The sequence below is a fragment of the Oceanobacillus iheyensis HTE831 genome, from assembly GCF_000011245.1.
Classification (GTDB): Bacteria; Bacillota; Bacilli; order Bacillales; family Amphibacillaceae; genus Oceanobacillus; species Oceanobacillus iheyensis.
The window spans coordinates 1,408,709-1,423,924 of record NC_004193.1; the positions used below are offsets into that span (position 1 = coordinate 1,408,709).

Sequence of the window (15,216 nt, forward strand, 5' to 3'; positions counted from 1 at the left end):
TCCCACTTTAATGTCATTATAGCATGAATTTACATGATTGGAATTCAGAATGTGCATTAGTTTATCCCGCATGTATCGGACAGTATTACATGACAAAATGAAGGTTCCCTTTATATTAAGCGTAGTGCCCGCCAATTTTTTTGCTTCGTTCTATAGTGATCCCAGCTTGGGTATAACTGGATGCACGCAGAATGGCGGTGGATCCATATTTATCGCGGATTGCATCCATGACATATCCAATATCATTTTTTTTCGTACGATCTTCAAATAAGTCCAACTGTGTTTCCTGCTTATCTTTAAGGTTGGTTAGTGTGACATATACATGACGAACCATACTTTTACCATCGTAAAATTTATTAAATAATTGCATGCAAATATCGTAAACATCTAAGGTAATATTTGTTGGAAGATCAATGGATTGTGATCGAGAAAATCCTCCGCCAGTTTCTTTTGAATAAGAAATCCCTAAATGAATGGTTCTACCTGATTTATTTGCTGTACGAGCTCTTCGACATACTTCTTCACAGAGGTCGAGAATACAATAAGGAATATCTTCTTTTGTATAATCACGTAGCAAAGATATACCATGCCCAAAGCCTTTTTGTTCTTGTTTTGAAAAATCACCGAACACAGGGCTTAAATCGATTCCCCATGCGTGCCAATAAAGTTGCTCTCCCATTACTCCGAATCGTTTTTTTAAATGGTCAAGATTATAATTCGCAAGCTGGCCTAACGTAATAATGCCCATTCGGTTCAAATTTCGCTTCATTCTTCTGCCGATTCCCCAGATAGATTCAATCGGGTGTGGCCAAAGCTTTTCTTTCACATCTTCATACGTACATTCCGCAATTCCTTGTTTTTTTGCATGAAGATCCATGACAACTTTTGCTAAAAATTTATTATCACCAATTCCAACGGAACAAGTAATACCAAAGGAATCTAAAATATCAGCTTTAATTTTTTCAGCAATTTCTTCTCGGGTTCCAAATAAGTGTTGTAAACCATTAACTGTAATCCATACTTCATCGACCGAATAAGGATGAATTGCCTCTATAGGTGCATATTGCTGTAGTAAATCAGTAATTTGCAAAGACATGTGTATATAGTCTGCCATATGGGCAGGGACAATATGAATTTCCGGGTCATCTGGCAATTCAAAATAACGACTGACATTACTTATTCCATAACGTCGCTTTAACTCAGGAGAAGCGGCGAGCACAATGCTTCCCGATCGGTTGGGGTCGCCAACAACAGCAAGCATTACTTTCATCGGATCTAATCCGAGTTTGACTGCTTCTACACTCGCATAGAATGAACGCATGTCAATACATAGAACATCATTACGTGGATAACTGGAATAATCCATATTTATCACCCTTTCATAAGAACGTATGTTCTATTATATGTAGAACAGTAAAAAATAACAATGGAAATTTGTTACAGGATAACTGCAAGCAAGAACATAGGCAAGCGAAGTATATTTCTGAAGCAGGTTCATAGGCCAATCATTCGGATTGGTCTTTTTGTCTCAACATCACCAGGCGATGCTGATTGAGGTATTTAATTATATACAGCACACAAATTAAAATATTGCTGCGCAATAAAAAAAGGATGCAGGAAGCATCCTTCAATCCGATACATACGAGAGGAGGAAAGAAATTTTAATCATGAAGAGGGGTTAATTTTAGTTCCAGTAAGAGCCGCCGACTATGATAAGCAAAATAAACAACACTACTAAAAAAGTAAAGCCAAATTCACCACGTTTTTCATATTCGCTCATACTTACCACCTCCTACGATATATGACTATTATATGTGTGGAAATAAGAACAGGGAGGGCCGATGAACTAGTCGTGAACATAAAATCACAAGAAAAATGTAGACGATTCATTCAATGACATATGAATTACGGCACGTATATATGTTTACGATTAAAAAGGAATCTCGTTCGTTTCTGTAGAAATATAAATATTAGATATAGTTCAACTTGAGAACAGGGGTGAGAGTATTGAAAGAGCTTATAACATATATCAGTAAACAAGAAAAATGGGCAGGGGGGATACTTGGTTTAAGTGTACGATCTGCGGATACGGGGGATATTTATTTTAGTCATAATGGAGATATACGTCTTCATCCTGCATCAAATATGAAAATCCTAACTGCTGTAGCTGCTTTAAAAATATTAGGGCCCGGCTATAGATTTACCACGGAGATAAGGTTAGAAGGGAAACTTGTTGGAGATGTGTGGGAAGGAGATGTCTATATTGTCGGAAAAGGCGATCCTACATTGCAATTGAATGATTATCAGAGGTTTGCAACTATACTCCATAAGTATGGTATCAGAAAAATTACAGGTAGTATTATTGCGGATGATACATGGTACGATGACATACGTTTATCGGAGGATTTAATTTGGTCGGATGCACAATATTATTATGGAGCGGAAGTATCAGCATTAACACTATCTCCTGATAAGGATTATGATACTGGGTCTGTAAAAATTATTATTAAACCAGGTCAATTAGGTGATCCTCCTGAGTATCAACTGTATCCTAATACATCTTATGTCATGATAGAGAATCATGCAGTTACCGTAGATCACGCTGAGGAAGAAGAATTGTGCATTACTAGAGAACATAATGGTAATCGTATTTATATAAAAGGGAAAATCGGTATTAATCAAGACATAAGGAAAGAGTGGATGGCTGTATGGGGAGTGACAGATTATGTAGTAAATACATTTGTGCAAGCATTAAATGAAACGGGGATAACTATAAAGGATAAATCTAAAACAGGAAGGTCCGTTCCAAGCGGTACAGCGTGTATACATGTACATTCTTCTCCTACATTAGCAGAGATCTTAATCCCATTTATGAAACTAAGTAATAATGGAATTGGGGAAATGCTTGTAAAAGAAATGGGACGTTTTGTATATGAAGAAGGTACGTGGGAAGCGGGATTGAAGGTAATGAAAGAACAAATTCAGTCCTATGGAGTAAATATGAAGACGTTGCAAATAAAGGATGGTTCCGGAATCTCGCACAATAATTTGTTACCCGCAAATGAATTGACCCATTTATTACATTGTATTCAAACGGAAGAATGGTTTCCTTTGTTGTTAGATACTTTACCATTAGCGGGCGAGCAGAATCGAATGGTCGGTGGGACTTTACGAGAACGAATGAAGGGGCTCTCTGTTAAAGCAAAGACTGGAACAATAGAAGGGGTAAGTACTTTATCTGGGTACATCAAAATGGAAACGGACCAAAGGGTGATCTTCTCCATTTTGTTGAATAATTTAATTGATGGAGAAATAGGTAAAGAGATTGAGGATGAAATAGTCACTTACTTACATGAACATGAATTAGCAAAGGTATAGTGTTTAAATTTACCACTGTGTCAGTATATGCCTGGTCGGTACAAGGACTTTAGTTTAATCCTCCGTGGGACTAACTTTCAAAGCTGGAAACGAATGCCTAGCTTTATGCATAGTTTCACTTTATTAAAGAAATAATTTTCCACTACTTTACCATAGTTTTACCACATTTCGGTGATAAGGTATAGATGTAGGATGCTAGATGTCCTCTTTAAGAATGTCAAAAAAAATAAGGAGAATGAACATGACAGTCAATATATACGGAGCATCTTGTTCATCAACCAGAAAAGCTCGACAGTGGTTTAAAAAACACGGAATAGCTTATAAAGAAAGAAATATATTAAGACAACCGTTAACAATTAATGAATTACAAGAAATCTTACGAATGACGGTAGAAGGAACAGATGAGATTATTTCTACACGCTCAAAAATATTTAAGGAACTTAATTTAAATTTAGACGAATTACCATTACAAAAATTATTAGAATTAATACACGAACACCCTAGGTTATTAAAAAGTCCGATATTAATGGATGAAAAACGTTTTCAAGTAGGCTATCATGAAGACGATATACGACAATTTCTTCCAAGAAAAACAAGAGAACACTTGTGGTTACAGTGGAAATTAGATCTAGGTCTCGTGAAAGGTTAATATGTAGACGAAAAAGGGATGAAGAATCGTTAAGCGGTTTTTCATCCCTTTTTATCCTATATAACAAGATTGAATTATTTCCATTTCCTAAAACAAATTCTTCTTTATGGGTGTCGAATCCGAAAAAAGATTTGAAAAAATTATCGAATTAGGCTTACAATAGTGAAGAGTGCAACTAGATATCTACATATAGTCTAAATTAGGAGCGGGAAGATGAGAAATAAAAAGTTACTCTTTGTAAATCTCGGGATACTTTTTGCCCTTATGGTAGTTGTTATTATTGGGGTTTCAAGAATGAATGCAACAACGGGAGAAGATAAACCGACTGTTAGGAAAAATACATTAGAAAATCAATCCATGCAAATTTCCGGTCTAACACAGTTAAGTAAAAAAGTTGTCTTTTCAGGAAAAGAGATATATAAGCCGCGAAATTTATTAGCGCGGGGCGATAATGGATCTTTCGCGTTGACTTCTGGAAATATAGATAAAGAAACATCATCTACAGAAGAAGACGAAGTGGACGCTACGATTGAAACACCACAATATAGTAATTCAGATCAATCACAGAAACAAGTTACCTTTGTAACAAACCATACATCTAATTCTAGTTCGGAGCCTGATAATTCAGAGGAAGAGACTTCTTCTACGAATAACGGGGAAAAAGACAAAGATACAAAGCCAAATAATGATTCTAATTCGGATAGTGATGAGAACTATAATGAGGATAACGACAATCAAGGTGATGGTGGTAAAGACCAAACTGAAGATAATGAACAAGGTGGTGAAGATGAAAACACCGAAATTCCTACAGAACCGACACTGCCGGATCCAGATGATGATTCTGAAAATGAAGAGGAAGATAAAGGTGACGAGACGGAAGATCAAGAAGAAAACACTGATAAAGAGGAAGAAGATACTAGCGATGGTGGAGTGGAGCCAAAAGATCCGGAGACTTCTAATAAAGAATAATATATGTAAGTCGAGTTTTTTATAACATTCATGAGGAAAATTAGCCTATTCTAAAAAAATTTGATATTATATTTTTATGGAGTAATAAGTTTCTATGCGTTTGTAGGATGAATGGCTATAGATGATAGGGCTTATACTACTTTTATGACATTTATAGAATGATGGAAAGGAATGAAAATGATTTATGAGTAAGCCAAAAGTTGTTGTACTTGGAGCTGGCTATGCAGGACTTGTTGCAACAAGACGTCTAACACAAAAATTATCAGCAGATGAAGCTGAAATTGTACTTATTAACAAACATAATTACCATTATGAGAGCACATGGCTACATGAAGTAGCAGCAGGTACGATTAATCCGAACCAAGCTCGCTTTATGTTAACTGATGCTGTTAATCCGAAGCGCGTTCGTTTAATTTATGACACTGTAACTGAGGTGAATCGTGACGAACAACGTGTTATTTTGGATAATAGTGAAGTGAGCTATGATTACTTAGTTTTTGCATTAGGCTTTGTTTCTAATACATTTGGAATCCCAGGAATGGACGAGCATGCATTTGCAATCACTGATATTGACTCTAGTCGACATATTGCAGAACATATTGAGTATCAGTTTGCTCAGTATTCCACAGATGAAAATAAAAATGACGATCAACTAACTATTTTAGTAGGTGGCGGCGGATTCACTGGTATTGAGTTTGTTGGTGAATTAGCTGAGAAGGTTCCAGAACTATGTCAAAAATATGATATTGACCGCAGTAAGGCAAGAATTATTAACGTTGAGGCTGCACCTTCTATCCTTCCGGTATTTGATGATGATCTCGTATCTTATGCGAAGAAAGCATTAGAAGATCGTGGAGTAGAATTCCGCATTGGCGCTCCAATTAAAGAGTGTACGGAAGAAGGATTCATCGTTGGTGATGATAAGGAATTAATTAAGGCTGGCACAGTTGTATGGACTGGCGGAGTAACTGGTAACCCTGTTCTTGCTAAATCTGGTTATGAGTTATTTAAAGGTAAAGTTAATGTAGGTCCTGATCTTCGTCCTGAGGGTGAAGAGAACGTATTTATCCTTGGTGATTGCTCATGGACATTAGATCAAGAGACTGGACGTCCATACCCACCAACTGGACAATTAGCAACACAAGAAGGTGCTCAAGTAGCAGAAAATATTGCAGCACTTATTAATAATCAACCAATCCAAGATTTTGTTTACAGTAACAAAGGAACTGTAGCTTCGCTTGGATTATCAGATGGAATTGGTAATGTATTAAATGGTAACAAACTTCGAGGAAAATCTGCGGCTGCAATGAAAAAAGTTGTAGATGACCGTTCATTATTCCTTGTAGGTGGACCAAAAGTGTTACTTAAGAAAGGTAAATTCCGTCCTTTCTAATTGTAGGAAGCTCTATAATAAAATCAAATAATGATAAAAAGCTCCATAGGGAGGTAAGGTTAAAGATGAGAAAATTATTTTGCTATCTTTTACTTGTCGTGACAGCTTTAGTAGGGTATAGAGCTGCAAGCGAGTATTTAGAAGATAATCGTGATTTTAGATAAAAATAAAGAGGCTTAACAGGATGAAAATTCCTGTTAAGCCTCTTTTTCTTATGGCATAGGAAATTATGACAATAAGTGCTTACTGAATAATGGTAATCGCTGAAACTAAATAAAATTACATTTGATAATGGTCAGCAATTTTTTACATAGTACATGACAGGAAATCGCATACTACATTTGAGGTGGTATGAAATGAAGGTTTATTATTTTATTATTTTTATTTGTTTTATATTGTTGTTTCCTAAAGTCTCCGATGCTGCAATTATAGACCTGTATATTGACGAAAATGTACGTGGGAACTTAGATTTAAATCAATATCAGCTCTTAGGAAATGAAGGATTTTTTGATTTACAGAAATTAAATACGTTTATGGATGAATTACAAAAAGAGGTAAATAAAGAACCAAAAGATGCTTACTATGATTCAACGGGAAAGCTAATAATGGAAAAAGTAGGTTATACGCTTGATCGAGAAAAGTTCATAGAACTTATTTATCAATCATATTACGTTGAAAATAATGATAAAGTAACTGTCCCAAAACGTCCTGTACATGCCAGGGTGAATCATGCACTGTTAAGAGAAATTAGTCAAAAACAGATTGGATTTTACACTACTACATTTCGTGAAAGTAATACACAGCGAGCAAATAATATTAAGCTGGCCGCCGAGTCTATCAATAATACTGTGTTGTTTCCAGGAGAAGTCTTCTCGTTTAATGATACAGTGGGGGAACGTACAAGAGAAAAAGGATATCAAAAAGCTCCTGTCATTATTAAAGGAGAGTTAGATGAAGATATTGGAGGAGGCATATGTCAAGTGTCATCTACATTATTTAATGCAGTTGATTTAAAGGGAATACAAATAACAGAGAGATACGCACATAGTAAGCAAGTTCCGTATGTTCCTCAAGGAAGAGATGCAACGGTAAGTTGGTGGGGCCCTGACTTTGCATTTAAAAATTTATATAATGAACCATTATTAATTCGAGCGAGGTCAGTGAAAGGCAGGCTGTCTATTTTCATTTATTCCTCAGAGGATATCGATCTCTTTAAAAAAGAATCTATGGATTTACAAAAAAAGAGTGAATAAGGAAAAACCACATGAATGCAGGTGAATTAACCTAATCATGTGGTTTTTTGATTATAGTTTTAACTGAATTTCGCAAGTAGTGAGTTATTCAGCTTTATGAAGTTCTAATTCAAAATTAATGTTTACATCTTCCCCAACTAGTACGCCACCAGTTTCTACTGCAGCATTCCATGTAAGTCCAAACTCCTTACGGTTAATCTTGGTAGAGCCACTGAAACCTGCCACCATTGAACCGCTCATTGGATCTTTACTTTGGCCTTCAAATGAAACATCTAATGTTACAGGTTTTGTAGTACCTTTTAAAGTTAAGTTACCAGTAACATCGTAATTAGAATCAGCTGTTTTCTTAATATCTGTAGCTATAAAAGTAATCTTTGGATAATTTTCTGCGTCAAAAAAGTCTGCAGAACGTAAGTGATCGTCACGGTCTTTATTACGTGTATTAATGCTAGTAGTATCAATAACAAATTCTATTTTAGCATCTGTTAAGTCTTCAACATCTGCCTCGATAGTAGCTTCAAATTGATCAAAAGTACCTTTTGCTTTTGAAATCATCATGTGTTTTACGGAGAAACCTACTTCACTATGTGCTTGATCGACATTCCAATTTGTTTTTGCCATTTTTAACATCCTCTCAATTAATGATTATTTTATACTAACTTACTTTATGTTACTAAGTGTAAATTAATTAATTATTAAAGTCAAGTATCTTTAATTAAAAATATATTCCTTTAATTATTATCTATTTTTAGTTGTTTTCCCTATAACTTCTAAAATAAACACGCTCTCTGGTATGGGAGCCGTTACAAAAACATCGGGATTTGAAAATAATGGAATATAAGGTTTACAAGGGGGTTATTTAAAAATGGACAAAGGTACAATTATTAGTATCATTGCAGTAATTATTGCAGCAGTTAACCAAGTATTTGTATTATTAGGAAAATCCCCGATGCCAATTGATAGTGAACTAATAGAACAGTTCCTATCAGCAGTATTCACAGTAACAACCGCTATTATTGCCTGGATTAGAAATAGGAGATCAAATTCTGAAATTGATAAAGCAAATCGAAGAACCCAGGCAAAGGGAAAGAAAAAATTGAAATAAGTGATGCTGCAATAAACTGGTTGGAACAGATAAAAAGTATAATTCAAAAGCAGAAGAAGCAAAATGGAACTCTCTTTTGAGTGAAATACTTTTGTTCCAACCAATTTTTAATGTTTATTTTCAAAACTTTCGTTATAATTAAGAAGACAAAAGATTTTAAATAATGAAGGAGGGATTTGATGTCATTTACACTATCACCAGTCTGGGATTTAGATACCATATTCCCAGGAGGAAGCCATTCTAAGGAATACCAGAATCATGTTCAACAGGTAAGAGAAGATATAACTTTAGTATCACAACAAGTTACACAAATCGATACGTCTATTATTAGAGTAGATGAATGGACTAATCTCTTTATAAAATTGGAGAAGTTGCAAAAAGAATTTCGTGAGGCAGCAGCTTTTGTTAGTTGTTTAAGTGCTCAGGACGTAAAAGATGAACAAGCGAATCTACTTGTTGCAGAGCGAAGTGAGTTATCAGCTGAAATGGAAGGATTAACTACATTAATTGACCAAAAAGTAGCTCAAGTTCCAGAAAAAGAATGGGAAGAATTAATAGGCTCACCTGAATTAAAAGATTTAGAATTTGTATTAAGGGAAAAAAGAGAAAAAGCAAAGAAACAATTAGCGAAAGAAGTAGAAATGTTAAAAAATGACCTTTCTGTTGATGGGTATCATGCATGGAATCAAATGTATGGTACTATTGTTGGGAAGATGAGTGTTGAACTTGAGGAAGATGGAGAGATTAAAGCGTACTCTGTTGGACAGGCTGCGAATAAAGCAAATCATCCAGATCGTAAAAACAGAAAGTATGTATTTGATCAAATATCTAAAGCGTGGGAGAAAGACGCAGATTTAATTAGCCAAACATTAAATCATCTGGCAGGATTTCGACTACAAACATACAAGCATTATGGATGGAACAATGTATTAAAAGAACCGTTAGAGAAGAATCGTATGAAACAAGAAACGCTTGATGCGATGTGGAATGCAATAGAAAAAAATAAACATCATTTTGTAAAATATTTAGATAAGAAAGCTGAGTTACTAGAGTTGGATAAATTAAGTGTTTATGACATTGGTGCTCCACTCGGTAAAGAAGAAGAAAAGAAAAGTTATTCAGAAGGTGCAGCATTTATTGTTAATCATTTTGCGAAATTTAGTCCTAAAATGGCAGACTTTGCACAAATGGCTTTTGAAAAAAATTGGATAGAAGCAGAAGATAGACCAGGGAAACGTCCTGGTGGATTTTGTACAAGCTTTCCGAATAGTGAGCAGACAAGAATTTTTATGACTTATTCTGGAACATCTTCTAATATAGCAACATTGGCGCATGAACTCGGACACGCTTATCATCAACATGTCATGAATGATGTTAATGGATTAAATCAAAGATATGCGATGAATGTAGCCGAAACAGCTTCTACCTTTGCGGAAATGATTGTTGCTGATGCATCTGTACAATCTTCAACAACTAAGGAAGAGAAGCTATCTCAGCTTGAAGTAAAAATCAAGCGTAGTATTGCATTTTTTATGAATATTCATTCCCGCTTTTTGTTTGAAACACGTTTTTACGAAGAAAGAAAAAAAGGAATGGTGTCGGTAGACCGTTTAAATCAATTGATGGTGGAAGCGCAGAAAGAAGCGTATTGCGATAGATTGGATGAATATGATCCAAACTTCTGGGCTTCAAAAATGCATTTCCATATTACTGGAGTACCTTTTTATAACTTCCCGTATACATTTGGATACTTATTTAGTCTAGGAATTTACAAGCATGCTCAAGAACAAGGAGGAAGTTTTGAAGAGGATTATATCGCATTATTAAGAGATACTGGAAGAATGACTGTAGAAGAACTAGCACAAAAACATTTACAAGTAGATCTAACAAAACCTGATTTTTGGGAAGAGGCAATTTCCTTATGTGTTAAGGATGTTGAGACATTTCTTCAATTATAAACTATTGTATAAATAGCCAGATTAACGTACAATAAAATATAGCAAAAAAGTAAATAGAAAAAAGCCTGCAAGGGGAGCCATATGGCTGAGAGTGGACGTATAATGTTCTGACCCTTTGAACCTGTTAGTTAGTACTAGCGTAGGGATTGTAGTCTTTTTGATGGACAGTAGTAATGTGTGAGCGAAGCAATGACTGTATAATGCAGTCCCATCAAGAAGCTTCCCGATGGCATTACTTTTTTGTTGTGTAAAAAAATAGGGGAGAGTAGATAATGACAACAAAAAAGACGTTATTTTTAGTCGAGGTAGCTGTTTTCACAGCGCTTGCACTATTACTAGATTTAATTCCGTTACAAATAAAAATATGGCCACAGGGTGGCTCTATTGATTTTGCTATGATTCCAATATTCATTGTAGCCTTTCGATGGGGATTAAAAGGCGGCTTAATATCAGGATTCCTATGGGGAATGTTACAAATTGCTATAGGGACTGCGTATGTATTGGTGCCATTGCAAGGATTCATCGATTACGCAATTGCATTTACTGGCATTGGTTTAGCGGGAGTTGTCGCAAAATCAGTACAAAAAAATGTTCGAGAAAATAAGGTTAAATCATACTTATCTTTAATTACTTTAGGAGTATTTATCGGTTCATTCGCACGTTTTATTGCACATTATATTGCAGGGATAGTATTCTTTGAATCTGCAGTAGAAGGGCAACCAGTATGGTTATATTCTCTTCTGTATAATGGCTCGTATATGTTACCTTCTTTTGTACTGAGTGCAGTAGCTGTATTCTTTTTATTCCATAAACAACCAAAAACATTACTTCAAACAAAGTAGACAATTTGCTCACACAAACAAAGTCTGAGGACCAAGAGTCCTTAGACTTTTATTATTAAATGAAGATAGTTACAGTAGCGAAAACACTTCTCTTTGCATAGGCTATAGTACATTCAAGGAGAGGAAGAATGTAGGATGACATTAACCCTAGCGCATTTCATTTATGGGTTGTTTACACTTGTAATTATCATCACTATGATTTTTCGGAAAGGAATTGTACTACCGACCTTATTAGGAACTTTCATATTGTCATGGGTTTTTAATGGCAGTATCGTTTCAGGATTTACAGCCATCTTTCATGCCAATCTAGTCGCCGCGCAAGAATTATTTAGTATATTTTTAATTATTACATTTATGCTTGCTTTATTACATTCATTAAAAGACCTTGGTGCCGATGTGCGAATGATCCAGCCAATACAAAGCGTAATGGTAAATGGACACGTATCATTCTTTGTATTAATAGGAGTAACCTATGTAATTTCATTATTCTTTTGGCCAACCCCGGCTGTACCATTGATTTGTGCATTATTGGTTCCTGCTGCAATTAGAGCGGGGTTACCAGCAATGGTAGCTGCAGTTGCAATTGCAATTGCCGGTCAAGGCATGGCACTATCATCTGATTATATCGTTCAAGTAGCTCCAAATCTCTCGGCAACTGCTGCAAATATAGATACAAGTGTTGTTGCCGACCGTTCACTCATTCTCTCTTTAGTTGCTGGTGGAGTCGCTATCGCAATTGCATATACACTTTATCGAAAACATATACGCTCAAAACATGATCCGGAAAATGAAAGGGAGTTAGAACAACTGCAGCAATCGGAGCATTCTCTACACCACCCCAAAACGAAACAGTTAGAAACATGGAGCAAACTTTTTGCAGTTATTGTACCAACTGCTTTGTTAGCTGTAGTCGTGTATATGCTTTATGGTAAGTTTATTGCGAATACAGAATTAGTAGGTGGTGATGGAGCTGCATTTGTTGGTGGAGTTGCAGTAATATTGTTATTGCTCTCGACAATAGCGTTTGGAAAACAAAACGCATTAGACTATGTAGGGAGTCATATTACAAATGGTTTTGTATTTGCTTTTAAGGCTATGGGGCCAGTTATACCTATCGCTGGATTTTTCTTTCTTGGCAGTCCCGAGTTTTCAGGTAGAATATTAGGTGTGGAAGAAGGACCTGCATTATTATTTGATCTAGTTGCTTCTATTCAGCAATATCTACCAGAAAGCTCATTCTTAGTTGCTTTCAGTGTGTTAATCATTGGAATAATAACAGGTTTAGATGGTTCTGGTTTTTCAGGCTTGCCCTTAACGGGAGCATTAGCTGCTTCTCTTCAGACAGGAGGAGTGGATGCTGCTACACTAGCCAGTATCGGTCAATTAGGAGCTATTTGGACGGGGGGCGGCACCATTGTTGCTTGGTCGTCATTAATTGCAATAGCAGGTTTTTGTGGTGTATCTGTAATGGATTTGGTTCGAAAGAATTTTATCCCTGTAATAGTCGGATTGATTATAGCGACAATCGTAGGAGTTATCTTTCTTTAAGATTCTTATTTTATGATACCTTTATATGTTACGTATTCTTCCATTATAAACAATGGAAGAATAGTAAACGTGTGAAGGTATTTTTTATCTAATTTAATATAAAAATAGGTTATACAAATTTGTCGAATATGTTAGAATAATTTTAATAATAAAACAAAGGAGTGATGACAATTGAATGTGAAAAGGAATTACAAAACAGATAGTACATAAAAACTGACCAAAAATAGTCATGGTTGTACTAAATAAAAGCGCTTACACATAAATTGATACAAATATATTTCAAAAAGGAGGTAATCAATTGAATGCTATCGTTGTTGCTCTAATTGGTATTGTTATCTTTATATTGGGTTATCGTTATTATTCTAAGTTTGTTGCAGAAAAGATTTTTCGGTTAGACCCAAACTATGTTACTCCTGCACATCGCTATAAAGATGGTGTGGATTATGTTCCGACAAATAAGTTTGTTTTGTGGGGGCATCATTTTACTTCTGTAGCAGGTGCAGCTCCAATACTCGGTCCCGCAATCGCAATCTATTGGGGATGGTTACCAGCTTTTCTATGGGTAGTATTAGGTACGGTATTTGCAGCAGGAGTTCATGATTTCGGGACTTTAGCATTGTCTGTCCGCAATAAAGGATATTCTGTCGGTACCATTGCCGATAAGTTAATCGGTAGAAAAGGGAAGCTATTATTTTTATTTATTATATTAATATTAGTTTTAATGGTAAATGCAGTATTTGCATGGGTAATTTCCAATTTATTTATTAGTTATCCATCTAGTGTTTTGCCAGTGTTTATTCAAATACCGCTAGCAATCTGGATTGGATACGCTGCTTATAAACGAAGTAAAAAAATGTTAATCCCTTCTCTAGTTGCACTCGCTATCATGTATTTAACGGCAATTTTAGCAAGTAGATTTGACTTTTTACAAATTGATCTTGTGCGTTTTATGGGTGGAGAAGATGGAGCAGGGTTGTTTGGGTTAGGAAGTGTATCAACGGCATTTTTAATTTGGATTGTTATTCTAATGGTTTATGTGTATATTGCTTCGACATTGCCGGTATGGAAATTACTACAACCGAGAGATTTTATTAATTCACATCAGTTAGTAGTAGGACTAGGTATTCTTTATTTAGGGCTTATTTTCACAAATCCTAGTATTTCAGCTCCAGCTATTAATGAGAGCCCAGATAAAAGTCTATTGCCGTTACTATTTATTACCATAGCATGTGGGGCTATTTCCGGTTTTCATGGGCTGGTATCTTCTGGTACATCATCGAAGCAATTAAATAAAGAAACAGATGCAAGATTCGTAGGTTATTTTGGGGCTGTAGGTGAAGGAGTACTTGCACTTGTATCTATACTTGCGGTAGGAACGTTATTTGCAAATACAGATGCATTTTCTCAAGCGTATGCATCATTTTCAGACGCAAACGCAATTGGACTAGGAAATTTTGTTGAAGGTGCAGCTAATCTGGCACAAGGATTATGGATACCAACTGAAATAGCTACAACAATAGTTTCTATCATAGTTGTTAGCTTTGCAGCGACAACATTAGATACATCCGTACGCCTTATGCGTTATATTATTGCAGAGTTAGGTATTGAATATAATATTAAGCCATTAACAAAAACACATGTTGCTACCTCGGTAGCCGTGTTATCCAGTACAGCTCTAGTTCTGATTCCAGAAGGGCCGAATGGATTTGGGTCTGGTGGTTATCTCATATGGCCATTATTTGGTACTGCAAACCAACTCCTAGCAGCGATAAGTTTATTCCTTATTTCGATTTGGTTAAAACGTAGAGGAAGTAACTATCTCGTCACACTCATTCCGATGATTTTCGTTATATTTATGACCTTATATGCGATGTTCCAACAAGTATTCTTTGAGTGGTCTTGGTTTGGAAGCGGATCAAATATGTTATTATTTGTATTAGGAGCAATCATTTTTGTATTTGCTATTTGGATTGCTTTAACCGCCTTTCATGAATTAACGAAAAAACAAGATGATCCATTCGATAGAGAATAACATGGATGATACTGCCTTTATAACTGGAACAATCATTACGTGTTGTGCTGGTTTTGAGGCAGTATTTTCATTTTTCTATAAGAGAAAGG

13 protein-coding genes and 1 riboswitch are annotated in these 15,216 nt (G+C 35.6%); of the genes, 10 read left to right on the forward strand and 3 right to left on the reverse strand.

Annotated elements, in window-relative coordinates:
• Positions 1–115: 115 nt before the first annotated feature.
• Positions 116–1,366: a DNA polymerase IV gene (locus OB_RS07115; protein ID WP_011065767.1), complete on the reverse strand. Its 1,251-nt coding sequence runs from the start codon at positions 1,364–1,366 to the stop codon at positions 116–118.
• Between the two features lie 318 nt (positions 1,367–1,684).
• Entirely contained in the window at positions 1,685–1,780 is a 96-nt protein-coding gene (locus OB_RS18145) for a YjcZ family sporulation protein (protein ID WP_081427507.1), read from the reverse strand.
• A 218-nt stretch (positions 1,781–1,998) separates the two neighbouring features.
• Between OB_RS18145 and dacB the strand changes: the two genes are divergently transcribed.
• The 5 genes from dacB to OB_RS07140 all read left to right on the forward strand — a co-directional run bounded on the left by dacB (position 1,999) and on the right by OB_RS07140 (position 7,642).
• On the forward strand, positions 1,999–3,378 hold the full coding sequence (gene dacB, locus OB_RS07120) for a D-alanyl-D-alanine carboxypeptidase/D-alanyl-D-alanine endopeptidase (RefSeq protein WP_011065768.1): 1,380 nt from the start codon (positions 1,999–2,001) through the stop codon (positions 3,376–3,378).
• Positions 3,379–3,619: 241 nt separating this feature from the next.
• Positions 3,620–4,027, forward strand: coding sequence for a Spx/MgsR family RNA polymerase-binding regulatory protein (locus OB_RS07125; protein WP_011065769.1), 408 nt, complete (start codon positions 3,620–3,622; stop codon positions 4,025–4,027).
• A 213-nt stretch (positions 4,028–4,240) separates the two neighbouring features.
• Positions 4,241–4,996, forward strand: coding sequence for a hypothetical protein (locus tag OB_RS07130; protein ID WP_011065770.1), 756 nt, complete (start codon positions 4,241–4,243; stop codon positions 4,994–4,996).
• A gap of 184 nt (positions 4,997–5,180) precedes the next feature.
• On the forward strand, positions 5,181–6,389 hold the full coding sequence (locus OB_RS07135; protein ID WP_011065771.1) for an NAD(P)/FAD-dependent oxidoreductase: 1,209 nt from the start codon (positions 5,181–5,183) through the stop codon (positions 6,387–6,389).
• A gap of 356 nt (positions 6,390–6,745) precedes the next feature.
• The gene (locus OB_RS07140) at positions 6,746–7,642 is read left to right on the forward strand and encodes a VanW family protein (protein WP_011065772.1); all 897 of its coding nucleotides are present in this window, start codon (positions 6,746–6,748) and stop codon (positions 7,640–7,642) included.
• An 84-nt stretch (positions 7,643–7,726) separates the two neighbouring features.
• On the opposite strand, the gene OB_RS07145 is transcribed toward OB_RS07140, so the two are convergent.
• The gene (locus tag OB_RS07145) at positions 7,727–8,263 is read right to left on the reverse strand and encodes a YceI family protein (protein ID WP_011065773.1); all 537 of its coding nucleotides are present in this window, start codon (positions 8,261–8,263) and stop codon (positions 7,727–7,729) included.
• Positions 8,264–8,507: 244 nt separating this feature from the next.
• Between OB_RS07145 and OB_RS07150 the strand changes: the two genes are divergently transcribed.
• The 5 genes from OB_RS07150 (at position 8,508) to OB_RS07170 (ending at position 15,127) form a co-directional block, all read left to right on the forward strand.
• The gene (locus OB_RS07150) at positions 8,508–8,747 is read left to right on the forward strand and encodes a phage holin (RefSeq protein ID WP_011065775.1); all 240 of its coding nucleotides are present in this window, start codon (positions 8,508–8,510) and stop codon (positions 8,745–8,747) included.
• A gap of 179 nt (positions 8,748–8,926) precedes the next feature.
• The gene (locus OB_RS07155) at positions 8,927–10,705 is read left to right on the forward strand and encodes a M3 family oligoendopeptidase (RefSeq protein WP_011065776.1); all 1,779 of its coding nucleotides are present in this window, start codon (positions 8,927–8,929) and stop codon (positions 10,703–10,705) included.
• Positions 10,706–10,765: 60 nt separating this feature from the next.
• Positions 10,766–10,869: riboswitch (TPP riboswitch) on the forward strand.
• Between the two features lie 108 nt (positions 10,870–10,977).
• Positions 10,978–11,547 carry an energy-coupled thiamine transporter ThiT gene (gene thiT, locus OB_RS07160; RefSeq protein ID WP_011065777.1) on the forward strand — a complete coding sequence of 190 codons (570 nt, stop codon included), beginning with the start codon at positions 10,978–10,980 and terminating at the stop codon, positions 11,545–11,547.
• Positions 11,548–11,682: 135 nt separating this feature from the next.
• Entirely contained in the window at positions 11,683–13,095 is a 1,413-nt protein-coding gene (locus OB_RS07165) for a hypothetical protein (protein ID WP_011065778.1), read from the forward strand.
• A 298-nt stretch (positions 13,096–13,393) separates the two neighbouring features.
• Positions 13,394–15,127, forward strand: a complete 1,734-nt coding sequence (locus OB_RS07170; protein ID WP_011065779.1) for a carbon starvation CstA family protein — start codon at positions 13,394–13,396, stop codon at positions 15,125–15,127.
• Positions 15,128–15,216 lie beyond the last annotated feature (89 nt).